Genomic DNA, 24,297 nt, shown 5'->3' on the forward strand with positions numbered 1-24,297 from the left:
TTTTATTATTCCGAAATTTCGACGATGACTAACTCGCGCTCGGATGCGCCACGGGCGTGATCCAGCGCTTTTTGGTAGGCATCTGAATGGTAGCAGGCCACCGCCTCATCAACGGATGGAAAACGCGCCACAACATTGCGCGGACGCTCTTTGCCTTCCAGTTGCACATAGCGACCACCGCGGGCAATGAATGTCCCGCCGTGGTCTGCGATTGCAGGGCCTGCTAGCTCCGCATATTTTTTGTAAGCCGCGTCATCCGTTACAGTAACGTGGGCAATCCAAAGTGCGCTCATTTCAGTCCCTCCAAGACAGATTTACCGGCAGCGATTGCAGCTTCGGCGTTTTCAGCAGAAGCACCGCCACCTTGGGCCATATCCGGACGGCCACCGCCACCTTTGCCGCCAAGCTCCGGCGTGACAGCACGCAAAATGTCGACAGCAGAAACACGTCCCACCAAATCTTCGGTCACGCCAACAGCAACGGCAGCCTTGCCGCCCGTGTCAGCGATCAACAGAACAGCACCGCTGCCCATGGCCGTTTTCATTTCGTCGATCAGCGCGGGCAAATCCTTGCCCGTTACGCCTTGCAAGACCTGCGCTTGGAACGCGACGCCGTTGATAACCTCTGATGGTGCGGCCTCTTTCGCGCCGCCACCCATCGCGACCTCGCGACGTAGCTGCGCCACTTCGTTAGCAAGCGCCTTGCGCTCATCCATCAGGGCTCTGACGCGGTCTGCAAGTTCTGATGCAGGTGCCTTTAGAACCGCTGCCGCAGCCATCAACCGTTCGTCTTGCCCACGTAGATAATCAAGCGCCGCCTGACCAGTCAGCGCCTCGATCCGGCGCACACCAGAGCTTGATGCACTATCGCCAAGCGCAACAAACGCCCCGATCTCACCAAGCTGAGTAACGTGCGTACCACCGCAAAGCTCAAGCGAATAGGTATCACCCGACGTGCCTTTTCCAGACCCGGCCTGACGGCCCATAGATACCACGCGAACTTCGTCGCCATATTTTTCACCAAACAACGCCTGCGCCCCCATCGCGCGTGCATCGTCCGGTGTCATGATACGGGTCTCAACCTTTGTGTTTTGTCGGATCACCGCGTTCACATCGCGCTCCACCTGCGCCAGCTCAGCCGCTGACAATGCCTTGGTGTGGCTAAAGTCAAAACGAAGGCGATCAGGCGCATTCAATGACCCGCGCTGTGCAATATGATCACCCAGTACTTCACGCAGGGCTTCGTTCAACAGGTGCGTCGCAGAGTGGTTCGCCTGAATGGCATCACGACGCGCAGGATCGACGACCAACGTCGCACCCTGCCCTTTACTAATCGTGCCCTTAGTCACTTTTGCAAAGTGAATGTAAACACCTTCGACCTTTTTCGTATCTGATATTTGCGCAGTACCTGTTTCAGTCGTCAACAGACCAGCGTCGCCAACCTGACCACCCGATTCCGCATAGAAAGGAGATTGGTTCAGCACAATTTGCACATCGCCATCGGCGCTATCGGCCAGTGCACCATTGGCAATCAGCGCAACAACCTGACCTTCGGCCGAAGTCATATCGTAGCCCAGAAAATCAGTTGTGCCATGCTGGTCCGCAACATCGAACCAAATCGTGCTGTCGGCGGCGTCGCCCGTGCCAGACCATGCTCCACCCGCCAAAGCCTTTTGTTCGGCCATCGCAGTGTCAAAACCATCTGTGTCAACAGAGAGCCCACGATCACGCAGCGCGTCCTGTGTCAAATCCAGCGGGAAACCATACGTATCGTATAGTTTGAAGGCCGCTTTACCGGGCAACGCAGCGCCCTCGGCTAGGTTTGACACCTCATCATCCAGCAATTTCAGACCGCGATCCAAGGTCTGCTTAAAGCGGACTTCTTCGTTAAGCAGTGTCTCTTCGATCAAATGCTGACCCTGACCAAGCTCAGGATAAGCCGCGCCCATCTGCTGAACCAATGCAGGAACCAACTGGTGCATGACTGGGTCCTTTGCACCCAACAAATGCGCATGACGCATGGCGCGGCGCATAATGCGACGCAGCACATAACCACGGCCCTCGCTTGATGGCAGCACGCCTTCGGCAATCAAGAATGACGTGGAACGCAGGTGGTCTGCAATCACGCGGTGGTGCGTTACAATGCTTTCGTCGGTGCCAGTGGACGTTGCATTTGCAGATGCTTCGACCAGCGCCTTCATCAGGTCAGTTTCAAAGACGTTGTTGGTGCCCTGTAGCAGCGACGAAATACGCTCTAGCCCCATGCCAGTGTCAATCGACTGCTTGGGTAATGGCTTCATCGATCCATCTTCGAACTGCTCGTTTTGCATGAAAACAAGGTTCCAGATTTCGATAAACCGGTCGCCATCTTCCTCAGGCGAACCGGGAGGGCCGCCCCAAATGTGATCCCCGTGATCAAAGAAGATTTCAGTACAAGGACCGCACGGTCCAGTTGGCCCCATCCGCCAAAAGTTATCATCTGTCGGGATGCGGATAATCCGCTCATCCGGCAAACCAGCAACCTTTTTCCAAAGGTCAGCGGCTTCGTCGTCCGTATGGTATACGGTGACCAACAGCTTTTCCGCAGGTATGTCCAATTCTTTGGTCACCATTTCCCATGCGTATGGGATGGCTTGTTCTTTGAAATAGTCGCCAAAGCTAAAGTTACCGAGCATCTCAAAAAATGTCAGATGGCGCGCGGTCATCCCGACATTATCAAGATCGTTGTGCTTACCACCAGCACGCACACATTTCTGGCTGGTCGTCGCACGCGTGTAGTCGCGGGTTTCGACACCGGTAAAACAGTTTTTAAACTGCACCATACCCGAGTTCGTAAACATCAAGGTTGGGTCGTTGCGCGGCACCAGCGGGCTAGAGGCCACAACTTCGTGATCCTGCTTACCAAAATAATTCAGGAAGGTGGATCGGATGTCAGCAAGGCTTGTCATGGCAGACTTTCATAAATGCGTCATAGTCCTGCGCAGAAATAGCGATGCACCGGCCCACTGTCCACAGTACGCAGGCAATTCTTGCTATAGATAAAACGGGTTCAGCAACGAAAAAGGCGCCGCAACCGCGACGCCTTCGGTCCAATTCATCGCGCGGAACTAGACCTCGACAAGATCGTCGTCGCCAGGACCGCCCACTGGAGTGTCAAAATCTAGACCGTGCGCGGCACGAATCTTATCTTCGATCTCAATCGCGATGGCCGAGTTTTCACGCAAGAACGTCTTAGAATTTTCACGGCCCTGCCCGATACGTTCGTCGCCATAGCTAAACCAAGCGCCTGATTTTTCGACGACACCCGCTTTCACGCCAAGATCAAGCAATTCACCCATCTTGGAAATGCCTTCGCCATACATGATGTCAAATTCAACCTGCTTGAACGGAGGTGCGACCTTGTTTTTGACAACTTTAACCCGCGTCGCGTTACCCACAACCTCATCACGGTCTTTGATTGCACCGATCCGACGAATATCCAAACGGACAGACGCGTAGAATTTCAACGCGTTACCACCTGTTGTTGTTTCAGGCGAGCCAAACATAACGCCAATTTTCATCCGGATTTGGTTGATAAAGATAACCATACAACCAGACCGGTTTATCGAACCGGTCAGTTTACGCATCGCCTGCGACATCAGGCGGGCGTGCACGCCGACGCTGCTATCGCCCATGTCACCTTCTAGCTCTGATTTTGGCGTAAGTGCAGCGACCGAGTCGACGATGACCATACTAACGGCACCGGAGCGCACCAGCGTATCAACGATTTCAAGCGCTTGCTCGCCCGTGTCAGGCTGCGAGATCAGCAGTTCATCAAGGTTTACGCCAAGTTTCTTTGCATACGACGGATCAAGCGCATGTTCCGCATCCACAAAGGCACAAACGCCGCCCTTTTTCTGCTCTTCTGCAATCGCGTGCAAAGTCAGCGTCGTTTTACCCGACGATTCAGGGCCATAGATTTCGATAACGCGCCCTTTGGGCAATCCACCGATACCAAGCGCGATATCAAGCCCCAACGAACCTGTCGATGTCGCCTCGATGTCGGCCATCTTGTTGTCACCGCCGAGCTTCATAATAGAGCCCTTACCGAACTGCCGTTCGATCTGCGCCAACGCGCTTTCTAGCGCTTTTTCTTTATCTGCCGTTTTCTTGTCAGCCATTTTGAGGAGCTCTGCCGTTGCCATGTTTCCAGTCCTTATTTCACGCGCCCGCCAAGGCGGCAATCACTGCTTTGTTCTTTTTATGTTCCCCTACCAATGAGACCAAAAGAAGAACATTGCAACTAAAAATTTCCTATCCACAGCTTTCTCGATAGTGGTTAAAATTATGTTGATGACTTATGCTCCGCCCCAACCTGATGGAGAATTACCTCGTAAATGCTTGTTTTTGCCAAAGAACAACTTGTTGTCCTTGCCGTTCCAAAGACCGGAACATCCGCTTTGTCTGCCGCACTTGCACCGCGCGCGTCTATGGTTTTACGGAATCCACCGTCAATCAAACATGTAAACATGCGTCGTTATCAGCGATTCTTACGGCCTTTGATTAACCAGTCGCAGGGCAACAACCCCGAGGTAATGGCAATCATTCGACACCCTATTGATTGGTTGGGAAGCTGGTATCGCTACCGCACGCGTGATGCGCTTTTGGGCCACGAAAATAGTACTGCCAACATTAGCTTTGACGACTTTGTGCTCGAATATTGCAAAGGTAAGCCAGCCGAATTTGCGAAAATCGGATCGCAAAATAAATTCGTGCGCCTGAATGATGATAATCTTGGTGTAGATCACCTATTTCGATACGAGGCCCTCAACAAAGCCGTTCAATTCCTTGAACGACGCCTTGATGTTGAAATCAATCTACCGATTAGGAACGTATCTCCGGTCCTTGATCTACAGCTATCACCGGACATCAAACAAAGATTGCACGAAAAGCGCGGCGAAGAATTCGCGATTTGGGAACAAGCGCAGTCTTAGCTTAGACTTCGTCGTGAACCCGACCTTTGAAACCTGTCGCCACAACGAATTTTTCAGAGCTGTCAGACCGCGACGCAGGCGGTTTTACGTTTGCAACTTTGGTAAATCGCGACTTGAGCAGTTTTTGCAAATCGCCTTCTGCCCCACCAGCTAAAACTTTGGCAACGAACGTGCCGCCTTCAGTCAGAACGTCGAACGCAAAATAGGCGGCAGCTTCGCACAGCGTCATGATCCGCAGGTGATCCGTCTGCTTATGGCCTGACGCAGAGGCCGCCATATCAGACATCACAACATCAGCCGTACCGCCAAGCCAGCCCATAACCTTTTGATCCGCATCGTCTTCTAGGAAATCCAACTGATGGATTTCGGCACCCGCAATCGGATCAACCTCTTGCAGGTCAACGCCAAGAACATAGCCTTGCGCCTTGCTCTTGCGTTCGCCCAAGGTGTTGGCACGTTTAACAGCGACTTGCAGCCAACCACCGGGCGCACAACCCAGATCAACAATGCGCGCACCGGGGACGAGAAACCGAAACTTGTCATCAAGTTCCAAAATCTTATAGGCCGCCCGCCCGCGGTACCCATCTGTCTGCGCACGCTTTACGTAAGGATCGTTCAATTGCCGCTGCAACCAAAGGGTCGAGCTAAGCTTGCGCCCTTTCGCTGTCTTTACCTTAACGGTCAGATCGCGTTGTCCGCGTCCGGATGAGTTCTTTGTTGTTTTCTTGGCCATACTCTTGCCTATCGCTTAAAACGGCGCGTCTTCCAAGACCCCATCTACGGACATTTGCGCATAAAGTAGCCCTTCGCGTAAACCACGGTCCGCCACAGACAGTCGATCTGTCGGCCAAAGGCGCATCAACGCCTGCAAAATTGCAGACCCTGACATGATCAGTGCTTGGCGATCTTTGCCAATGCGCGGGTCAGCACGTCGACCGGCGGGACCAAGCGTCAGATAGTCTCGGATGACGGTATCAATCTGGTCAGACGTCATGCGCAACCCATCGACCTTGGTCCGATCATAGCGCCTCAACCCTAAATAGCTCGCCGCGACGGTTGTTACCGTTCCACTTGTACCGATAATCTGAAATCCTTCGCGGGCTTGGGCCGCAGCATAGGGTGAAAACTCTTCTAGGTTTTCCTCAAAGAACCAGCTCATCAGTGCAAACCGTGCGGCGTCATCTTCGACATCAGCAAATTGATCGCGCAGCGTCGCGACACCCAACGGAACAGAAATCCAGTCGACCACTTTCGCCGCAGCAAAAGGACCGGGATCAGATTTAAAACCCGCATGTAGCCGCATAATGGCGCGCGGCCGTTCGCGTTTGGGAACATTGGTAAGATCAATCCAAACTAGCTCGGTCGAACCACCGCCAATATCCACGACAAGCAGTTGTTCCGTGTTCACGCTGACCAAAGGCGCACAGGAAATCACGGCAAGCCGGGCTTCTTCTTCGGGCTTGATGATCTCAAGCTCCATCCCCGTTTCGCGCCGCACCTGCGCAATGAAATTGCTACCATTATGCGCGCGCCGGCAGGCTTCGGTCGCGACAAGACGCATGTGCTTTACGCCGTGGCGTTTTAACTTTTCCCGGCAAATCCGCAGAGCAGAAATTGTTCGGTTCATCGACGCACGCGACAACCGTCCTGTGCTTTCAAGGCCATGGCCAAGTTGCACAGATTTTGAAAAGCTGTCGACAACATGAAATTGGCTGCCCTTTGGTTGGGCAATCAACATACGACAGCTATTTGTACCCAAATCCAGCGCCGCATAAAGCGATTCAGGATCAGGTCGTTTTGGCGCGGGGGTATCGACCGCTTTTGGGAACGCGCCCGCACCTTTGGGACGCTTGGGCGCCATAGTCACGCCCTCCATTTTCGAGTTATCCCCAAGCTAGGCCTCTGGGCGTCGTGGCGCAAGGGCCGTCTCAACTTCGTGACCAGATAACCGATCTAAGCCCGCGTATTTGGTCCAAATCGCTTGCGATATTCACCAACGGTTGTGTTGTTGTGACGTTTAAACGCACGCTGCATTTGTTGAAAATCGCGAAAGCCAGCCACAGTGCATGCATGTGCAACGGGCGCACCGGCCCCCAATGCAGCTTCGGCCAATTTCACGCGAATACGTTCCAAAAATTTCACCGGCGAAAGCCCATATCCTGCTGCAAACCGCCGTGTGAGCGTGCGCGGCGTCATAAAAGCAACGTCCGCCATCTGGTCCAAAGTCCATTCGTGCTGAGGATTATCAACCATAGCATCGACCAACACACGCAGGTCTTCAGTTTGTGCGAACTGCGCCGTTAGGACGTCGGCAAACTGGTGCTGCCCACCCGGCCTATGCAGATAGACCACCATTTCACGTGCCACCTGCAATGCAGTATCATCACCATGATCTTTACGTAAAATGGCAAGGGCCAAATCAATACCTGACGTTACCCCGGCAGCGGTCATCACGGTTCCATCGCAGCAATAAAGCCGATCAATCTGCCAATCCACATCTGGGAACTGCGACACCGCACAGCTGGTTCGTCGCCAATGAGTCGTCGCAACACGCCCATTCAGCAACCCAGCCTTCGCAAGCAACAAAGCCCCCGAACACACCGAGATAACCCTGCGACCATCGCGGCTTTGCCACCCCGCAATCAAATCTAATATCGGTGTACACTCCAAGGCACGATCAACACCCTGCCCGCCGGGAACAATCAGGTCATCGGCATCTGAACCTATATCAAACGCCGCATCGGCCATTAACCTTAGGCCGCAACTGCTTTGCACTGGATCCCCGGCCATCGATACATAGCGGATTGCATACCGAGCGTCAGCCAGATCAGTCGCAGAGCTAAAAACCTGCGCTGCCCCTGTGACGTCAACCGCATTCACACCGTCATATAAAAGCACATCAATGCGTCGATCAGTATTGTCCATAATTGAAGATACTATGTCATTTTAGACAACACGGGCAATCAATAATGTTCATTGAAACTAATCAAAGGACATAGGTGATGTTTAATCGAAATTTCTCACTGATTTTATGCGGGAATATCCTGCTTGGGGCTGCGATGCCAATGTTGATTATATTAGGGGCTCTGGCTGGTGGTTATCTTGCGCCGGTGAAATGGATGGCAACATTCCCGCCAACCGTGCAATTGATTGTCGGCGTTGCAGTCGCCACGCCGATTTCGCTGCTTATGGGCAGGTATGGTCGCAGGGCTGGGTTCCTGATCGCCGCGTGCCTGACGATTGCAGGTGGCGCCCTGGGGGCTTATGCGCTGGTACAACAAAGCTTTTCACTGCTATGCATCAGTCACATCATTTTGGGTGCCGGGTTGATCTGCGTGAACTATTTTCGGTTCGCTGCGGCAGACGTTGTTGATGATCAACACAAGGCGCAAGCAATGTCAGTGACGATTGCATCCGGCCTTGTGGCCGCCTTGGTGGGGCCACAACTGTTTAGCGGCTTAAAGGATCTGCTAGCGCCAGTTCCCTTTGCGGGCGCATATATCGGGATCGCCGCGCTAGGTGCGCTGGGGATCATCCCGGTGGCCGCATTACGTATTCCGCACGACTTTTCAAAACCCACGCGAGCAACCGGTAATACGGTCGCAGTTTTACGTGAGAACCCGCAGGTTGTGACAGCCATTGCAGTGGCTGCATTTGCACATGCAATCATGATATTTTTGATGATACCTACCCCGCTCGCAATGGTCGGATGCGGCTTAGATGAAGACCAAGCCGCATCCGTGATCAGTTGGCATGTTGTCGCTATGTTTGCGCCCGGCCTTATTACCGGGAAGCTTATCCAAAAATATGGAAGCACGCAGATCGCCATAAGCGGGCTAATACTGCTGCTTGTCGCCGCTGTGATCCCGCTGACGGGGCAAACACCGTTTCAATTCCATGCAGCTTTGATCGCGCTTGGCGTCGGATGGAATTTCGGTTTTGTTGGCGGCACCTATATGCTGCAAACCGCACTGCGCCCCGAAGACCGCCCCTTGGTTCAAGGTATAAACGATATGATCTTAGCCATATGTGCAGCAGTTGCGTCGCTCGCGTCGGGTGTCGTTTTTGCGGTGCTTGGCTGGGCAATGCTGGCCACGCTGGCGGTTGTGCTGGTCGGGTTTGGGATCGTCGCCTTTGTGACAGATCAATATCGTGCCACCGGCGCTATCTGAATAAGACACATCTGGAACATGAGGATTATGAGCCTGCGCAGCCCTAGCCCGCGCAGGCCTACCACGTTAGCACGTCTCGGTCGCTGATTGCGTCCGTGATGTCGAAAACCGACGTCGGGGACAAAAATCGAATGTTAGAACCGAAGTAACAGCAATGAGGGGAATCACCGCATGCCCGACGTCACAATTGTCTACTGGCGCGATATGCCCGCCCAAGTCATCGTCGGCCGTGGGCGAAAAGGCACTAAAATGCCACTGCCGGAACGGTTCGAACAGGCGATTGACCGCGCTGCGATGAAATCTGGCGCAGCTGAGTCTGACGATTATCTGGCTGGGTTCCGCAAAGCCGCCCCCTATCCCGTTGACGGTACAGATATTGAAGCCGCCACAGCAGAGGCCGCGCGCATTGAAACCGAATATGATCAAGAGCGCCTAAAAACGCTTATTGCAAACGATGGCTGGAATTGAAGACACCGGTCAAAATACCAGCGCGCATTACGGAGGTCGCCATGTCCCTGCTTCCCTTTTTAAAACGCAAAGATGCCACGATTTCAGGGGAAACTCCCGAAATTGCAGCATTTTTGCAAGATTATTCGATCGAGGTAATGCCGCGGACAGCCGAGAAGGTTGACGACTTCAAAGACCTATTGCCCGCTGGCACACGTGTCTACATCGCGCATATCGACGGCACACCGATTGAAGATATGGTTGCGACTGCAAAGCGTCTAGCTAGCGATGGCTACAAGGTCATGCCGCATTTCCCTGCACGGATCATTCAAGACAAAGCAATGCTTGCTGATTGGATTGCCCGTTACCAAGGCGAAGCAGATGTCGATCAGGCCTTGTTGCTGGCCGGTGGTGTTGCGGAACCCAAGGGTGATTTTCACAGCTCAATGCAGCTGCTGGAAACGGGGCTGTTCGGCGATTTCAAACGCCTGCACGTAGCCGGTCACCCCGAAGGTAACCGCGACATCGACAAAGATGGCAGCGACAAAAACGTCATGGAAGCACTGCATTGGAAGCAACGCTTCTCGGAAACGACTGACGCCAAAATGGCGCTAGCGACACAATTCGCGTTTGAAGCGAAGCCAATCATCGCATGGACCGATGCCTTGCGTGATGCGGGTATCACAATCCCCGTACATATTGGGATCGCGGGTCCGGCTAAGTTGCAAACCTTGATTAAATTTGCGATTGCATGCGGTGTTGGCCCCTCGCTGAAGGTTCTGCAAAAGCGCGCTATGGATGTGACAAAGCTTCTTTTGCCATATGAGCCAACAGATGTGTTAACCGAACTCGCCCTGCACAAAGCGGCAAACCCAGAGTTCAATATCACCAATGTGCATTTCTTCCCTCTGGGCGGGATTAAGACGAATGCAAATTGGGCAATTGATAACGGCGGCAGCGCAGCTGTCCCCGCAAATAAAACCAAGGAAATCTTATGACCCGCACGATTGTCGAATCTAAAACAAAGACTGCCATCATCGGGTTCGACCAACCCTTTTGTGTGATCGGGGAACGGATTAACCCAACGGGACGCAAAATTTTGGCTGCTGAACTCGAACAAGGCGATTTCAGCCGCGTCGAAGCCGACGCAATTGCACAAGCCGCCGCTGGCGCCAACATTCTTGATGTAAACTCTGGCGCTGTGTTTTCGAACAAAATGGCCGAAGATCCGCGTTACGCCGATAACAATTTTGTTGAACCACCGTTGATGAAAGAACTGATCGAACGCGTTCAAGCCGTTGTCGACACACCATTGTGCATCGACAGCTCTGTTCCAGGCGCGTTGGAAAACGGTCTTGCCGCCGCCGAGGGCCGCCCGCTGCTGAACTCGGTCACTGGCGAAGAAGAACGGCTGGAGCTCGTGCTGCCACTGGTTAAGAAATACAACGTGCCTGTCGTCGCGATCTCTAATGATGACACAGGCATTTCCGAGGATCCCGACGTGCGCTTTGCTGTCGCAAAAAAGATCGTCGAACGCGCCGCTGATTTCGGCATCCCCGCGCATGACATCGTGGTTGATCCACTTGTGATGCCAATTGGCGCAATGGCCACGGCTGGTTTGCAGGTGTTCACATTGGTTCGTCGCTTGCGCGAAGAATTAGGCGTGAACACAACATGCGGCGCGTCCAACATCAGTTTTGGATTGCCAAACCGTCACGGCGTGAACAACGCATTCCTGCCAATGGCAATGGAAGCTGGTATGACTTCTGCGATCATGAACCCAATCGCCCTGCCCGTCGGTCCAAAAAAGATCGCGGAAAAGAAAGCAGAAATCGCCGCCGCCGGGATCATCTTGCCCGAAGACATCGATGATGAATTGTTTGTAACGCTGTTTGGCATGGGATCAACCAAAGCCAAGGCAGGCTCTGAAATGGAAGCCATCCGCGCAGCGAACTTTCTGACAGACAACGATCCATCAGGGTCGGACTGGATCAAGTTCAACCGCGCCCCTGTGAAAGCCGGCGAAGGTCGCGCGCGCACCGGACGTCGCCGTCGCGGATAATCAATTGGAATTCGGCAATGCAAAAGGACCGCTGATCTTTTCAGCGGTCCTTTTTTGTTTTTACGATTCTTTAACGATAATAAAGCGACTTACCGTTATGGAACACCTGAACTTTTTCAGGCTCCGCCTTCATGCGAACAGACTGGCCGCGCAACCCGGCATGGACACCTGGCAGTTTACCAATCACGGCATCGTTGTCGCCCACTTTGTTAAAATATAGCAATGTCACCTCGCCCAAAGCTTCGGTAAAGTTCACCTTGCCTTCAAACAAGTAATCATCGCCGGTCGTCGCCAACATATCCTCGGGGCGAACACCAACGTTTACCCTAAGGCCCTTTTCGTTATCGCGTGTCGGCACGGCAGATGTCACTGTGCCACCGCCATCAAGCGTCACGACCGTTTGCGTGCCTGTTTCAATGATTTCGCCGGCCAATAGGTTCATCGAAGGTGATCCGATAAACTGCGCCACAAATTCGTTTTCTGGCCGCTCGTACAGCTCAAGCGGCGTACCAACTTGCGCGATACCCTTGTTCGCGAGAACAACGATACGTGTCGCAAGCGTCATCGCTTCGACCTGATCGTGTGTGACATAGATCATCGTGCTTTCGGGCATCGATTCCTTGAGCTGCGCAATCTCGATCCGGGTGGCGACGCGCAACGCCGCATCAAGGTTGGAAAGCGGCTCATCAAACAGATAGACCTTTGGGTCGCGTACAATCGACCGGCCAATAGCAACACGTTGACGTTGACCACCCGACAGCGCCTTTGGCAACCGATCCAAGTATTCTTCTAGCTGAAGAATTTGTGCGGCCTTATTCACGGCCTCTTCGATCTCGGACGCAGATTTCTTGGCCAACTTTAATGCAAACGACATGTTCTCTCGAACTGTCATATGTGGATAAAGCGCGTAGGACTGGAACACCATCGCAATACCACGCTGCGCCGGGGGCACGTCATTGACGACTTGTCCGTCGATCTCAAGCGTGCCGCTGGTGATCTTTTCAAGACCTGCAATCATCCGCAGCAATGTCGATTTACCGCAGCCCGACGGGCCGACAAAAACGATCAGCTCACCTTCTTTGATATCAAGGTCGATGTGCTTCAGCACCTCGACAGTGCCACCATATGTCTTGGCGATATCCGTCAGTTTTAAATCAGCCATGTCTCACTCCCTTAAATATCTGTCTTCAGCGCAAGGCAAACCTGCCATGGGCCAAGATGTAAACGTCCATCCGCTGAAACATGTGCGCTTCCTAACTCGGCCCCAATTGGGGTCCAGTTGCCGTCTGGCAAATCAAAATCGGATGGTGTTTCACTTACATTGAATGCGCAGAAAATCGTCTGCTCCCCGCCGGTCCGGGTGAAATAGATAACGTCACCCTTGGCACGCAATTTATCGTGGCTACCTTGGCTTAGCGCCGAATGGGCACGGCGAAATGCAATTGCTTTGCGATAGTGATGCAAAAGCGCGCCCGGCTCGTCTTCTTGTGCTGACACGGCAAGAGGCAAATGCTCGGACGCGACTGGAAGCCAAGGTTTTGCATCCGAAAAGCCACCGTTTTGGCTGTTAGGAGTCCAAACCATTGGGGTACGACACCCGTCACGACCTTTGAATTCAGGCCAAAATTCGATGCCATATGGATCTTGCAGATCTTCAAATGCGACTTCGGCCTCTGGTAGGCCAAGTTCTTCGCCTTGGTAGATGCAAACCGAACCGCGCAAACACATGATCAATGTTGTGAACATCCGTTGCGCACCGGGGGCAAGATTCCACCGTGTCGCGTGGCGCACCACATCGTGGTTGGAAAACGCCCAACATGCCCAGCCTTCGCCAGCCACCGTGTCGACTTCTTCCATCACCTCAACGATGCGATCAGCCGTAGGAATATCCGCCGCAAGAAATTCAAACGCGTAGCACATCTGCATGAGATCATCGCCGCGCGTGTATTCGCCCAAGATTTCCAAACCACGCTGGCTATCGCCGACTTCTCCGACCGCAGCCGCGCCAAAGGGTTCCATTACTGCACGCAAACGGCGCAGGAACTCAACGTTCTTTGGGTGGTTTTTATCGTAAAGGTGTTCTTGGTGGTTATACGGGTTCACCGCTGGCGCAGTGTTTGCGTTCCGGCGTTCTGGCGGCAACGCGGGATTATCGCGCAACTGTTCGTCGTGCATGTAGAAATTGATCGTATCCAGACGGAAACCATCAACACCGCGATTTAACCAGAAACGGCCCACGTCTAACAACGCCTCCTGAACTTCGGGTTCATGGAAATTCAGGTCAGGTTGCGACACAAGAAAGTTGTGCATGTAATACTGTTCGCGGCGCGCATCCCACTGCCAGCCAGAGCCACCAAAGATCGAAAGCCAATTGTTTGGAGCGGTCCCATCTGGTTTCGGGTCTGCCCACACATACCAATTGGATTTATCATTTGTCTTGTTCGCACGGCTCTCGATGAACCACGGGTGCTGGTCGCTGGTGTGGCTTAGCACAAGGTCGATCATGACCTTCACGCCTAGTCGATGTGCCGTTTCGATAACCGCATCGAAATCCGCCAAGGACCCAAACATCGGATCAACATCGCAATAGTCGCTTACATCATAGCCAAAGTCCTTCATGGGCGACATAAAGAATGGTGAAATCCAGATCGCATCGACGCCAAGCGACGCGATGTACGGAAGCCGTTGAACGATACCCAAAAGATCGCCAATGCCGTCACCGTTACTGTCCTGATAGCTACGCGGATAAATCTGATAGATCACCGCACCGCGCCACCAATCTTTGTCGTTGGCGTTTACAGGTTTTGTGGCAAGAGCCGTAGTCATAGTGTCGTTCCTACTACACCCAGCCTCGCGATCGACCGCGAAGCCACTGGGTGGATTTGATGAAAGCCTTGGGACCGCCCCAAGACAGGTTTACTTAACCGAACCGGCCAATAGACCGCGCACGAGATATTTTTGCATGGCAAAAAACACAGCCAGCGGCACGGCGATGGACACAAAGGCCGCCGTGGCAAGGATTTCCCAGTTACCACCCCGCGTCCCAAGCAATTCGACAATTTGGTTGGTCATCACCGTCGTTTGCCCGGTTGAATCAATCAAGAATACTTTGGCCACCAGTAGATCGTTCCAAGTCCACAGGAATTGGAAAATCGCAAATGACGCAAGGGCGGGAAACGACAGCGGCAGAATGATCTTGGTGAATATCTGGAAGTCAGTCGCGCCATCAACCTTGGCATTCTCGATGATGTCACGCGGCAATCCGACCATATAGTTCCGCAGCAAATAAATCGCGAGCGGAAGCCCAAAGCCAGTATGCGCGAGCCAGACCCCCAGATACCCCTTGCCGATACCGATGTTCAGGTGCAAGCGCAGCAGCGGGATCAGCGCAAGTTGCAGCGGCACAACCAGCAACCCAACGACCAGCGCGATAAGAATCGCACGACCTGGGAAATCCATCCAAGCCAGCGCATAGGCAGCAAAGGCCGCAATAACGATAGGAATGATCGTAGCAGGGATTGTGACGGTTAGCGTGTTGAAAAACGCTTTGGCCATGCTGTCTGTCGATGACCCGCTGAACAGCACACGTTTATAGTTATCTAACGTGAACTCTGGCGGTGTTTCCGCTGTTGCAAAAACACGTTGCCCACGACCGGATAATTCTTCTGTTCCGGTCCAGACGTAATCGCCGTTTGCTTGCACCGTAATCGTTTCGCCATCACCAAGGTCAACTGTTTCGCCCGCCGTATAGGCATCAATCGCACGTGACGATGACCCCCAGACGCTGATTTCCGCGCCGGCTTCTTCAAACAAATTGCCTGTGATTGTATAAACGCCGTCTACAAGTGTCTGCACACCTTCGTCGTCGGGATCGGTTGTCCGCAGTGTGACGTTCTGTTCCGTCGGGAACAGTGACTGCCACCAACCAGAGCTTGATATCTGATCAGTCGTCCGGAATGACGACACCAAAAGACCAACGGTTGGGAACAACCATAGTGCCACAAGAAGCGCCACAGAGATGTGTACGATCCACGTTAAAGAGGACTTGCTGCCAGCAATATTATCCATCAGCGCATCTCCTTGCGGGCGTTATAGACGTTCCAGATTAGAATGGGTGACACAAGCAACATGATGACCATCGCGCTCGCTGATCCAAGGCCCCAGTCATTTGCCCGGAACAGTTTGTCGTACATGTAGTTGGCCAGAACTTGGGTTTCCCATTGACCGTTTGTCATCGCGAACACGATGTCAAAGACCTTAAGAACGACCAGTGTAATCGTGGTCCAAACGACCACAATCGTCCCAGAAATCTGTGGCATCTTGATTTTAAAGAAAACCTGAAACGGGTTCGCGCCATCGACGATTGCGGCCTCAACTGTTTCTTCGGGGATGCCGCGCAGCGCAGCGGACAGGATCACCATCGCGAAACCGGTTTGGATCCAGATCAGTACGATCATCAAGAAGAACGAGTTCCAGCCCGGAATTGTCAGCCACGTCTGCGGCACACCGTAATCAAACGTCTTGGTAAAGGCCCCATAAGCCAATGAAAGCGCGACAAACCCAATAGCGGTAAGGATCAAAGCGCCAATCGCACGCATCACAGTTGCGAGGCTCCCGCCTTTGCCAGTGCGGGCCGCTTGGATCATGCCCCACGCGACAAATAATGCAGCAGCGGCAGCACAGATCATCAACAGACCTGGCACCAAACGCAGGATCAAGAACGACCCGACACCACCATCAAATTGCAACCAAACTGCATTCAGCACACCAATCTGGCTTTGGGCAACGGGTCGCGTGTCATAGATCAGTTTAAAAATCACCGAAGCACCAACGAAGGAGATCGCCATCGGCATAAAGATGAGCGATTTCGCGATAGAGCCCCATTTGATCCGGTCAGTCAGTTGCGCAGCAAGCAAACCAAACGCAGTCGATGCAGCAGGCACCACAAGCAGCCACAGCATATTGTTTTGAACAGCTTCCCAGAATTTGGGGTCGTCAAACATCTGGCGATAGTTGGCCAACCCAACAAATGCGCCGCCTTGATCACGGTCCGTCAATGAATACCACAGCGTCGCGAAGACGGGATAAGCGAGGTAAAGACCAAGGGCAAAAATTGCGGGGAATAGAAACAACCAAGGACGCACCATGTTGGCGCGGTTGATGTTCCGGCCAGCATTATCTCCTTTTGCAGGAAACAGAACTTTATCCAAGAATTGGTTGGAAAAGTAGAAATAGGCGATACAGCCACCTACCCCTAGAAAAATAGTCAGAAGACCCTGTAACGCCGGATGCATCGTCTGTCCCCCCCCGGGTAAAATTGTGGAGGACAGCGCAGCATGTGCTGCGCTGTCCCATACCGCACAAGTAAGAATGACTTACTTGATCGCATCCCAAGACGCTTGGATATCAGAGGCTACTTCGGCGGCGTCTTTGCCACCTGTGTAGTCAACCATACCAGTCCAGAAAGACCCTGCGCCAACAGCGCCCGGCATCAGGTCAGAACCGTCAAAGCGGAAAGATGTCGCGTTCAGCAGGATGTCGCCCTGACCACGTAGCGTGTCGTCAGCATAGGTTGCTGTGTTCACGCCAGAGTGTGGCGTCAAGAAGCCGCCTTGGGCCATCATTGCTTCGTGTGCGACTGGCAGTTTCATGAATTCCATGAATGCGTTTGTCGCATCAGATGCAGATGTGATCGCCATCAATGTACCGCCACCTAGAACCGGGTTACCCAAATCTTCGGCTTCGAAAGATGGGAAGTAGAAGAAGTCAGCATCTTCGCCAAGCTCTGTGCCTTCTGGGAAGAACGCAGGAATGAACGACGCCTGACGGTGCATGTAGCACTGTGGAGGGCTGTCAAACATGCCCTTTGGGCTTTCGCGGAAATCGGTTGTTGCAACAGCGCCAGCGCCACCAGCAACCCATGCGTCGTTACGTGCGAATTTGCCGAACACTTCGATCGCGTTGATTACAGCAGGATCATCAAATGCAACTTCGTTTGTTGTCCAGCCGTCATATGTCTCCAATGACGCAGTGCGCAGCATGATGTCTTCGACCCAGTCAGTCGCGGGCCAACCTGTTGCAGCCCCCGAACCCAGACCGATGCACCATGGTGTACCACCATCAGCAACGATTTGGTCAGAAAGGGCGAGCAGCTCTTCCATTGTTGTCGGAACTTCATAACCCGCATCTTCAAAGTTTTCCGGGATGTACCAAACCAGTGATTTTACATTGACGTTAAAGAAGAGGCCGTAAGCTTCTGTTGCGCCGTCTGCGTTTGCATAGCTGCCCAAATCAACCCAAGAAGAACCCGCAGCATAGTTATCTGCAATCCAGTCACCTGTGCCCGCGGGAAGCGGTGTCAGCAAACCACGTGCAGCCATTGTTGCCGCCAGACCTGGTTGCGGGAACACAGCAACGTTTGGCGCAGAACCGGCTTCGGCGTCGATAACGATCTGCTGCTCAAAGCTGTCAGAACCGACATACGATACGCTTGCGCCTGTTGCGGCTTCGAACAAGGCTGTCATGTTAGAGAAATTGTCAGCTTCAGCGCCCAACCAAGGGCCGGACACTGTAACGCTTTCACCGGCAAAATCGTTTGCAGCAGCGAAATCATTGTAGCTATCCCAAGTATAGTCACCCTCACCCGGTGTTAGTTCAACGTGGCTGCCTGCGTGGGCCATGCCAGCTGACAAAGCAACAGCTGCAACACCTGCATAAAGTTTCGTTTTCATTGATTGTCCTCCCATTCGCGCCAAAGCGGCACGCAATCTAAAAAGCACGTGACGTGCATTCATTTCGTCCGGACACGATGGGAATCAATGCTTCCCAAAGCGCTTTGGATTTGTTTACACTCCGCCAACAGCGAACCAAAGTCAACAAGAGCCTCAATCGAAAAAGTACTTGGAATTTAACAAAATGCTGACTACTGAAACGATTACGCCGCAATATTGCGCCCAAAAATTGGGCTATTATTGCAAAAACACACTATGCAAACGGCACACTGAACAACGATGAACCTTAAAGAGCTCTCAAAGAACCTTGGCTTGAGCCAAACAACGGTTAGCCGCGCGCTAAACGGCTATCCAGAGGTGAGCGCGGCTACCCGTCATCGGGTCGAACGCGCCGCAAAAGAGTTCAATTATCATCCAAGCACGCGCGCCAAAGGCCTTGCAACAGGCCGTGCTTTGGCGATTGGCCACGTTATTCCCGTATCCACCCAGCACGAGATGGTGAACCCCGTATTCGGTGATTTCATTGCCGGCGCGGGCGAAACATACGCGCGCAACGGTTTTGAAATGATCTTATCAATTGTTGACGACCAAAACGAGGAACAAATTTACCGCAGCCTAAAATCCCGGCGCGCGGTTGATGGTGTCATCGTGCACGGTCCACGGATCGACGATTCGCGCATTGCTTTGTTAAACGACCTTGGGCTGCCCTTTGCTGTACACGGCCAGGTCACACATTGCGACCTGCCATATACGTTTTTGGACGTGAACAACCACGAAGCCTTCGAGCAAGCGACGGATTATTTGTTTGATCTGGGCCATCGCCGGATCGCGCTCGTTAACGGCCTTGAAAACATGGACTTTGCGCATCGGCGCCGTCGCGGATACGAAGCCTCGTTACGCTCTCATGGCATTCCGATTGACACCGCATTGATGTGTTCTAACGAAATGACCGAGATCATCGGATATGAGGCTGCTTACAAGCAGCTTGCGCTGCCCAATCCCCCGACAGCCTATCTTTGTGCGTCATTGATCAGCGCGCTTGGTGTGCGCCGAGCGATCGAAGATCACGGATTGACTATGGGCAAAGACGTATCGGTCATCACCCACGATGACGTTCTGTCATACCTACAAAACGGGGGCGATACCCCGATTTTCACCGCGACACGATCATCCGTGCGCACCGCCGGACGACGACTGGCAGAGGTGCTTTTGAATACAATCCAACACACAATGCAACCGCCACAACGCGTCATTCTTGAATGTGAATTTGTGGTTGGGCAGTCAACGGGCCCTGCCCCCCGAAAGGATTAAGATGGACTTTAAACGCTCTGATTTCCCAAAGGATTTTCTTTTTGGGGCTGCAACGGCCGCCTATCAAATCGAAGGTCACAAATTTGGTGGTGCAGGTTCAACCCATTGGGACACGTTTGCAGCCACGCCGGGCAATGTTATCCGCGCCGAAGACGGTGCGCTGGCCTGCGACCACTATCACCGCTACCCAGAGGATCTTGATCTGCTCAAAGATGCCGGGATGGACGCCTACCGGTTTTCAACATCTTGGGCGCGCGTGATGCCGGACGGGCGCACAGTGAACCCCGAAGGGTTAGATTTCTACGACCGCTTGACCGACGCGATCCTCGAACGCGGGCTGAAGCCATTCCAAACACTTTATCATTGGGAACTTCCCTCGGCGCTTGCTGATAAAGGCGGCTGGACCAATCGGGACACGACCAAGTACTTTGGCGATTACACGGATGTCATCACCGACAAAATCGGCGACCGAATGGCATCCATCGCAACCATCAACGAACCATGGTGCGTGTCATTCCTATCGCATTTCCTTGGCCACCATGCGCCGGGACTACGCGACTTACGCGCGACCGCGCGCGCGATGCATCACATCATGCTTGCTCATGGTGAGGCCATGACACGGCTGCGCGCCAAAGGAATGGATAATTGCGGTATCGTTCTGAACTTTGAACATAGCCCGCCTGCGAATGATGAACCCGCCACGATTGCCGCCGCAAACCTACAAGACGCGATCTATAATCGCTGGTTCATCGAAGCTGCGACCAAAGGTACCTACCCCCAAGAGGTTCTTGATGGATTCGGCGATCATATGCCTGCTGGCTGGCAAGACGACATGACCCAGATCAGTCAAAAAATGGACTGGCTTGGTGTAAACTATTACACCCGGCATGAAATCGTACACGACCCCGATACCGTATGGCCAAGCTTAAAAGCGGCTGAGCCAACATTAGATCTGACGCAAATGGGATGGGAAATTTATCCAGAAGGGCTGCAAGACGTTCTAACCCGTATGTCGCAGGATTATGTGGGTGATATGCCGATCTATGTGACCGAAAATGGGATGGCCTGGGACGACCGCGTTGAAAATGGCGCTGTATTTGATCCGGTTCGGATGCAGTATGTTTCAGACCACATCATGGCCGCAAAGCACGCCATCGCAGAAGGCGCAAACGTCAAAGGTTTCTTCTATTGGTCCCTTCTCGACAACTATGAATGGGCGTTTGGATATGAGAAACGTTTCGGCATGATCCATGTTGATTTTGACACCTTGAAGCGGACGCCAAAAGCGTCTTATCACGCACTTAAAACAGCTATCGCGCGTTAGGTCCCCCCATGAGCCACCCAGACAACATCTATTCACTCGTCGCTGATATTGGTGGCACAAACACCCGTGTCGCGCTTGCCGATGGTAAGAAAGTTCTAACACATACAATCCGGCGCTACAGCAACAGCAAATTCCCCGGATTGGAATCTGTATTGCGTCAATACATCAGTGACGAAGGTGACGTTGACCCAATCGCAACCTGTGTGGCCGTAGCAGGCCCTGTACGCGACGGCGAGGCGACGATGACCAACCTCGATTGGACCATCGACAAAGATACGCTTTTGCGTGCGACTGGCGCTGAAACTGTGGCGATCCTGAATGACCTTCAGGCGCAAGGACACGCCTTGGGGCACCTTGACCCAGAAAACATCCAAACCGTGCTTGAAGGGCCTGAAGTACCCGACAACGCGGCAAAGCTGGTTGTCGGTGTCGGAACAGGCTTTAACGCAGCGCCTGTGTTTGATCTTGAACACGGACGCGTTGTCCCCCCATCTGAGAGCGGACATGCGAATTTACCGATCCGCAACGAAATGGAACTGCGTCTTTGCCAGTTTGTTTCCACAGCACATGGCTTTCCTGCCGTCGAAGACGTTCTTTCTGGACGTGGGCTTGAACGCGCTTATGCCTTCTTAGGTGTCGAGGCCGACGATCCGCGTGAACTGTCAGCCAAAGACATCATGGAACACTGTGACAATGGAACAGACCCACGCGCGATCGAAGCGGCACGTTTGTTTACCCGTATTTTGGGGACCGTTTGCGGCAACCTGTCCCTGATCCAGTTACCCTTTGGTGGGGTATATTTGGTTGGTGGCGTTGCACGTGCGATCTCAGCACATTTGACTGCGCTAGGGTTTGGCGACGCATTCCGTGATAAGGGGCGCTTTGCAGGCTTTATGACCAATTTTGGCGTACATGTTGTTCACGATGACTATGCCGCTTTAACAGGCTCAGCTGCGCACCTTGTAAGCCTTTCTAAAGGTCACTAGTTACCTAAGCCGCGTCATTTAGCTGTGCTTGAACTGTTTGCGTTAATGCATTGAGAGAGAACGGCTTTGGCAGAAATACAGAATTGGGGATACGCGTTTCGCCGTCCCCAAATGCATCTTCTGCATATCCAGAAACAAAGACAACCTTTGTGTTTGGACGCTGCTGTAACGCTTGGCGCACCCATGTTGGGCCGTCCATCCCGGGCATAATCACATCCGTGACGAACAGATCGACATGCAGCTCAGGATCAGCGAGCAAATCAATCGCAGCTTCAGCACAGTCAGCCTCTAGCACGGTGTAGCCACGCAAACGCAATGCGCGTGATGCAAACGCACGCACCGGTGCTTCATCCTCGACCAAGAGCACAACACCATCAACAGGCTGCGCCATCAGCTCAGCGGTATCAACGACAGTTGCCAAAGGCTCTGCCACCGGCAGATCATAGCTTGGAAACAGCAAGGAAAATTCAGTCCCACTATCAACTTCGCTATCTGCGAAAATATAGCCGCCGGTTTGCTTGACGATGCCGTAGGCCGTCGACAACCCAAGCCCTGTCCCCTCACCTGTACGCTTGGTGGTGTAGAACGGCTCGAATATTTTAGGGAGCTTCTCTGGGGCGATCCCATGCCCTTCGTCAATAACTTTGACCGATACATATTCGCCGGGCGGCACCACTGCGCGGTCTTTTATCATCGGTTCTGTCAGGACAAGGTTTTCAGTTTCGACCTGAATTTCACCTGCACCGTTCATCGCGTCCCGGGCGTTCACCACGAGGTTCATCAACACTTGTTCAAGCTGGCGCTTATCCGCCTTGATCTGCGCCAATGCCGGATCGTGGTGCAGCGACAGCGTAACCTTCTCACCGACAAGCCTGTTCAACAAATGGGTCAGGTCGGACAGCGTGTCACGCAGATCAATGACCTCTGGTTGTAGGTTTTGCTTTCGTGAAAATGCAAGCAACTGCCCGACAAGGCTTGCCGCGCGATTAGCATTTTGGTGAATCTGAATAAGGTCGCCGTAGTTTTGATCGCCCTCATCATGGCGCAGCAACAACAAATCGCAATGCCCTGAAATTGCGGTTAATAAATTGTTAAAGTCATGTGCGACACCACCAGCTAACTGACCAATTGCCTGCATTTTTTGGCTTTGTACAAACTGGGCTTCTAGCGTTTTTAGTTCAGTGACATCGTTTAAGACAGCGATCAAATGAGGATCATTTGCCTTACCCGCGATATTGAGCGTCACTTGAACAAAAGTACCTTGGCGATCTGCGCGCCCCCGTAAGAACTGTGATACATGTCCGCCGCGCCCCTCTGCAGCTTCACGCAGCCAGTCATTGATCGGACGCCCTAGCCCGTCTAGGACGTCAGCCATTCGCTGCTCTCGCGAAAGCTCCATCCCGAGTAGCTGCCGCGCCTCGCGGTTCGATGCAAGGATCGCGCCCTCTGCACCGATTTTCAAAAGCGGAACAGGCAAGTCTTCGATTGCATCCCATCCCGCACCAAGCGTTGGCAGCACTTTGGGCAGTTTATCAGATGGCATAACGATAATATCGCGACGCCCTGCCTGACCTTTGGTTTCAGCGATGACAACGGAAACACGCCCAGTAAGCGTTTTCATTGATACGGTTTGGCCTGACATTAGCGGCAGTTCATCGAACACATCTCGCAGGTGATTCACAGATCCGCCATAAAGTTCGCGGAAGGCTTTGTTTTGATGCGAAATCACACCATCAGAGGCTGCCGTGACCAACGGAAACATCAGCCCTTCACCTTGGATCGCGTCAATACCGCCCAGCTCATCTAGCCGCCACAAGAACTGTTCTTGGTCCAGTTTAGATATGCGAAGCCGAAAATGTGCCCGCCGGGTAATGATGTATTCTTTGCATGAATGCTGTTGCTCTGTTGCGCGCTGCATACGGTCGAGCAGCGAAACGGGGTCCGCAATCAGATTTTCAAACACATCAGACAGCCTACGCCCATGACAATCGCCAAAGCGACCGACCGCAGTATGATTGGTGTATCCAACTTTCCCAAGCCTATCCGTGATAAAGGCATGATCTGGGTCATGCGCGATAAGCCGCGCAGTACGTTGTTCAATCCCAGACGGTCGCATACCGATGTAACCAAGCCCGACGCCTAAGGCGATCAAGCCAAGCCGTAGCGCGATGTCAGGTGCTAAGACTGACGCAACGAGGCACAATCCGGCACTACCACACCACAAAAGACGTCTCGATATTGGAATGATCGGCGACAATCGCGGAACATTAACCATTTGATTTGCGGACACTA

At 53.0% G+C, this 24,297-nt stretch carries 20 protein-coding genes; 8 read left to right on the plus strand and 12 right to left on the minus strand.

Annotated elements, in window-relative coordinates; genetic code table 11:
- Positions 1-5: 5 nt before the first annotated feature.
- The 3 genes from CYQ09_RS05480 to recA form a co-directional block, all read right to left on the minus strand.
- Entirely contained in the window at positions 6-293 is a 288-nt protein-coding gene (locus tag CYQ09_RS05480; protein WP_106744367.1) for a DUF1330 domain-containing protein, read from the minus strand.
- Entirely contained in the window at positions 290-2,947 is a 2,658-nt protein-coding gene (gene alaS, locus CYQ09_RS05485; RefSeq protein WP_106744368.1) for an alanine--tRNA ligase, read from the minus strand. Before alaS ends, CYQ09_RS05480 begins: the two co-directional genes overlap by 4 nt.
- Positions 2,948-3,106: 159 nt before the next feature.
- A complete protein-coding gene (gene recA, locus CYQ09_RS05490) occupies positions 3,107-4,183 on the minus strand; it encodes a recombinase RecA (protein WP_106744369.1) in 1,077 nt (358 codons plus the stop codon).
- Positions 4,184-4,375: 192 nt separating this feature from the next.
- Between recA and CYQ09_RS05495 the strand changes: the two genes are divergently transcribed.
- Positions 4,376-4,972, plus strand: coding sequence for a sulfotransferase family 2 domain-containing protein (locus tag CYQ09_RS05495; protein ID WP_106744370.1), 597 nt, complete (start codon positions 4,376-4,378; stop codon positions 4,970-4,972).
- Between the two features lies 1 nt (position 4,973).
- Here the strand turns inward: CYQ09_RS05495 and CYQ09_RS05500 are convergent, their stop codons facing one another.
- The 3 genes from CYQ09_RS05500 to CYQ09_RS05510 form a co-directional block, all read right to left on the minus strand.
- Positions 4,974-5,705 carry an RlmE family RNA methyltransferase gene (locus tag CYQ09_RS05500; RefSeq protein ID WP_106744371.1) on the minus strand — a complete coding sequence of 244 codons (732 nt, stop codon included), beginning with the start codon at positions 5,703-5,705 and terminating at the stop codon, positions 4,974-4,976.
- 15 nt (positions 5,706-5,720) lie between these two features.
- A complete protein-coding gene (locus CYQ09_RS05505) occupies positions 5,721-6,833 on the minus strand; it encodes a Ppx/GppA phosphatase family protein (RefSeq protein WP_106744608.1) in 1,113 nt (370 codons plus the stop codon).
- 92 nt (positions 6,834-6,925) lie between these two features.
- On the minus strand, positions 6,926-7,897 hold the full coding sequence (locus tag CYQ09_RS05510) for a GlxA family transcriptional regulator (RefSeq protein ID WP_106744372.1): 972 nt from the start codon (positions 7,895-7,897) through the stop codon (positions 6,926-6,928).
- Between the two features lie 77 nt (positions 7,898-7,974).
- Between CYQ09_RS05510 and CYQ09_RS05515 the strand changes: the two genes are divergently transcribed.
- From CYQ09_RS05515 to CYQ09_RS05530, 4 genes are all read left to right on the plus strand, one after another.
- Positions 7,975-9,144: an MFS transporter gene (locus tag CYQ09_RS05515; protein WP_106744373.1), complete on the plus strand. Its 1,170-nt coding sequence runs from the start codon at positions 7,975-7,977 to the stop codon at positions 9,142-9,144.
- Between the two features lie 171 nt (positions 9,145-9,315).
- Positions 9,316-9,612, plus strand: a complete 297-nt coding sequence (locus CYQ09_RS05520; RefSeq protein WP_106744374.1) for a virulence factor — start codon at positions 9,316-9,318, stop codon at positions 9,610-9,612.
- Positions 9,613-9,653: 41 nt separating this feature from the next.
- Positions 9,654-10,589 carry a 5,10-methylenetetrahydrofolate reductase gene (locus CYQ09_RS05525; RefSeq protein ID WP_106744609.1) on the plus strand — a complete coding sequence of 312 codons (936 nt, stop codon included), beginning with the start codon at positions 9,654-9,656 and terminating at the stop codon, positions 10,587-10,589.
- Positions 10,586-11,653, plus strand: coding sequence for a dihydropteroate synthase (locus CYQ09_RS05530; protein ID WP_106355505.1), 1,068 nt, complete (start codon positions 10,586-10,588; stop codon positions 11,651-11,653). The genes CYQ09_RS05525 and CYQ09_RS05530 overlap by 4 nt, the downstream gene beginning before the upstream one ends.
- 70 nt (positions 11,654-11,723) lie before the next feature.
- Here CYQ09_RS05530 and CYQ09_RS05535 read toward each other — a convergent pair whose 3' ends face one another.
- The 5 genes from CYQ09_RS05535 to CYQ09_RS05555 form a co-directional block, all read right to left on the minus strand.
- Positions 11,724-12,815, minus strand: coding sequence for an ABC transporter ATP-binding protein (locus CYQ09_RS05535; RefSeq protein ID WP_106744375.1), 1,092 nt, complete (start codon positions 12,813-12,815; stop codon positions 11,724-11,726).
- An 11-nt stretch (positions 12,816-12,826) separates the two neighbouring features.
- A complete protein-coding gene (locus CYQ09_RS05540; RefSeq protein ID WP_106744376.1) occupies positions 12,827-14,479 on the minus strand; it encodes an alpha-glucosidase in 1,653 nt (550 codons plus the stop codon).
- Between the two features lie 90 nt (positions 14,480-14,569).
- Positions 14,570-15,721, minus strand: coding sequence for a carbohydrate ABC transporter permease (locus CYQ09_RS05545; RefSeq protein ID WP_106744377.1), 1,152 nt, complete (start codon positions 15,719-15,721; stop codon positions 14,570-14,572).
- Positions 15,721-16,947: a carbohydrate ABC transporter permease gene (locus CYQ09_RS05550; RefSeq protein WP_106744378.1), complete on the minus strand. Its 1,227-nt coding sequence runs from the start codon at positions 16,945-16,947 to the stop codon at positions 15,721-15,723. Before CYQ09_RS05550 ends, CYQ09_RS05545 begins: the two co-directional genes overlap by 1 nt.
- An 81-nt stretch (positions 16,948-17,028) precedes the next feature.
- On the minus strand, positions 17,029-18,384 hold the full coding sequence (locus CYQ09_RS05555) for an ABC transporter substrate-binding protein (RefSeq protein ID WP_106744610.1): 1,356 nt from the start codon (positions 18,382-18,384) through the stop codon (positions 17,029-17,031).
- A gap of 279 nt (positions 18,385-18,663) precedes the next feature.
- On the opposite strand from CYQ09_RS05555, the gene CYQ09_RS05560 reads away from it, so the two are divergent.
- The 3 genes from CYQ09_RS05560 to CYQ09_RS05570 are packed head-to-tail and all read left to right on the plus strand — an operon-like array spanning position 18,664 to position 22,005.
- Positions 18,664-19,695, plus strand: coding sequence for a LacI family DNA-binding transcriptional regulator (locus CYQ09_RS05560; protein ID WP_106744379.1), 1,032 nt, complete (start codon positions 18,664-18,666; stop codon positions 19,693-19,695).
- A 1-nt stretch (position 19,696) separates the two neighbouring features.
- Positions 19,697-21,019, plus strand: coding sequence for a GH1 family beta-glucosidase (locus tag CYQ09_RS05565; protein WP_106744380.1), 1,323 nt, complete (start codon positions 19,697-19,699; stop codon positions 21,017-21,019).
- Between the two features lie 8 nt (positions 21,020-21,027).
- Positions 21,028-22,005, plus strand: a complete 978-nt coding sequence (locus CYQ09_RS05570) for a glucokinase (protein ID WP_106744381.1) — start codon at positions 21,028-21,030, stop codon at positions 22,003-22,005.
- Between the two features lie 4 nt (positions 22,006-22,009).
- Here the strand turns inward: CYQ09_RS05570 and CYQ09_RS05575 are convergent, their stop codons facing one another.
- A complete protein-coding gene (locus CYQ09_RS05575; protein ID WP_106744382.1) occupies positions 22,010-24,280 on the minus strand; it encodes an ATP-binding protein in 2,271 nt (756 codons plus the stop codon).
- Between the last annotated feature and the right edge of the window lie 17 nt (positions 24,281-24,297).

The organism is Yoonia maritima (assembly GCF_002933395.1).
GTDB classification, from domain to species: Bacteria; Pseudomonadota; Alphaproteobacteria; order Rhodobacterales; family Rhodobacteraceae; genus Yoonia; species Yoonia maritima_A.

Excerpts from the sequence above, each read along its gene's own strand:
- CYQ09_RS05555 (WP_106744610.1), bottom strand. The coding sequence starts at position 18,384 with ATGAAAACGAAACTTTATGCAGGTGTTGCAGCTGTTGCTTTGTCAGCT.
- CYQ09_RS05565 (WP_106744380.1), top strand. The coding sequence starts at position 19,697 with ATGGACTTTAAACGCTCTGATTTCCCAAAGGATTTTCTTTTTGGGGCT.
- CYQ09_RS05560 (WP_106744379.1), top strand. The coding sequence starts at position 18,664 with ATGAACCTTAAAGAGCTCTCAAAGAACCTTGGCTTGAGCCAAACAACG.
- recA (WP_106744369.1), bottom strand. The coding sequence starts at position 4,183 with ATGGCAACGGCAGAGCTCCTCAAAATGGCTGACAAGAAAACGGCAGAT.
- CYQ09_RS05510 (WP_106744372.1), bottom strand. The coding sequence starts at position 7,897 with ATGGACAATACTGATCGACGCATTGATGTGCTTTTATATGACGGTGTG.
- CYQ09_RS05530 (WP_106355505.1), top strand. The coding sequence starts at position 10,586 with ATGACCCGCACGATTGTCGAATCTAAAACAAAGACTGCCATCATCGGG.
- CYQ09_RS05500 (WP_106744371.1), bottom strand. The coding sequence starts at position 5,705 with ATGGCCAAGAAAACAACAAAGAACTCATCCGGACGCGGACAACGCGAT.
- CYQ09_RS05540 (WP_106744376.1), bottom strand. The coding sequence starts at position 14,479 with ATGACTACGGCTCTTGCCACAAAACCTGTAAACGCCAACGACAAAGAT.
- CYQ09_RS05505 (WP_106744608.1), bottom strand. The coding sequence starts at position 6,833 with ATGGCGCCCAAGCGTCCCAAAGGTGCGGGCGCGTTCCCAAAAGCGGTC.
- CYQ09_RS05550 (WP_106744378.1), bottom strand. The coding sequence starts at position 16,947 with ATGCATCCGGCGTTACAGGGTCTTCTGACTATTTTTCTAGGGGTAGGT.
- CYQ09_RS05525 (WP_106744609.1), top strand. The coding sequence starts at position 9,654 with ATGTCCCTGCTTCCCTTTTTAAAACGCAAAGATGCCACGATTTCAGGG.
- CYQ09_RS05570 (WP_106744381.1), top strand. The coding sequence starts at position 21,028 with ATGAGCCACCCAGACAACATCTATTCACTCGTCGCTGATATTGGTGGC.
- CYQ09_RS05545 (WP_106744377.1), bottom strand. The coding sequence starts at position 15,721 with ATGGATAATATTGCTGGCAGCAAGTCCTCTTTAACGTGGATCGTACAC.
- alaS (WP_106744368.1), bottom strand. The coding sequence starts at position 2,947 with ATGACAAGCCTTGCTGACATCCGATCCACCTTCCTGAATTATTTTGGT.
- CYQ09_RS05495 (WP_106744370.1), top strand. The coding sequence starts at position 4,376 with ATGCTTGTTTTTGCCAAAGAACAACTTGTTGTCCTTGCCGTTCCAAAG.
- CYQ09_RS05515 (WP_106744373.1), top strand. The coding sequence starts at position 7,975 with ATGTTTAATCGAAATTTCTCACTGATTTTATGCGGGAATATCCTGCTT.
- CYQ09_RS05480 (WP_106744367.1), bottom strand. The coding sequence starts at position 293 with ATGAGCGCACTTTGGATTGCCCACGTTACTGTAACGGATGACGCGGCT.
- CYQ09_RS05535 (WP_106744375.1), bottom strand. The coding sequence starts at position 12,815 with ATGGCTGATTTAAAACTGACGGATATCGCCAAGACATATGGTGGCACT.
- CYQ09_RS05520 (WP_106744374.1), top strand. The coding sequence starts at position 9,316 with ATGCCCGACGTCACAATTGTCTACTGGCGCGATATGCCCGCCCAAGTC.
- CYQ09_RS05575 (WP_106744382.1), bottom strand. The coding sequence starts at position 24,280 with ATGGTTAATGTTCCGCGATTGTCGCCGATCATTCCAATATCGAGACGT.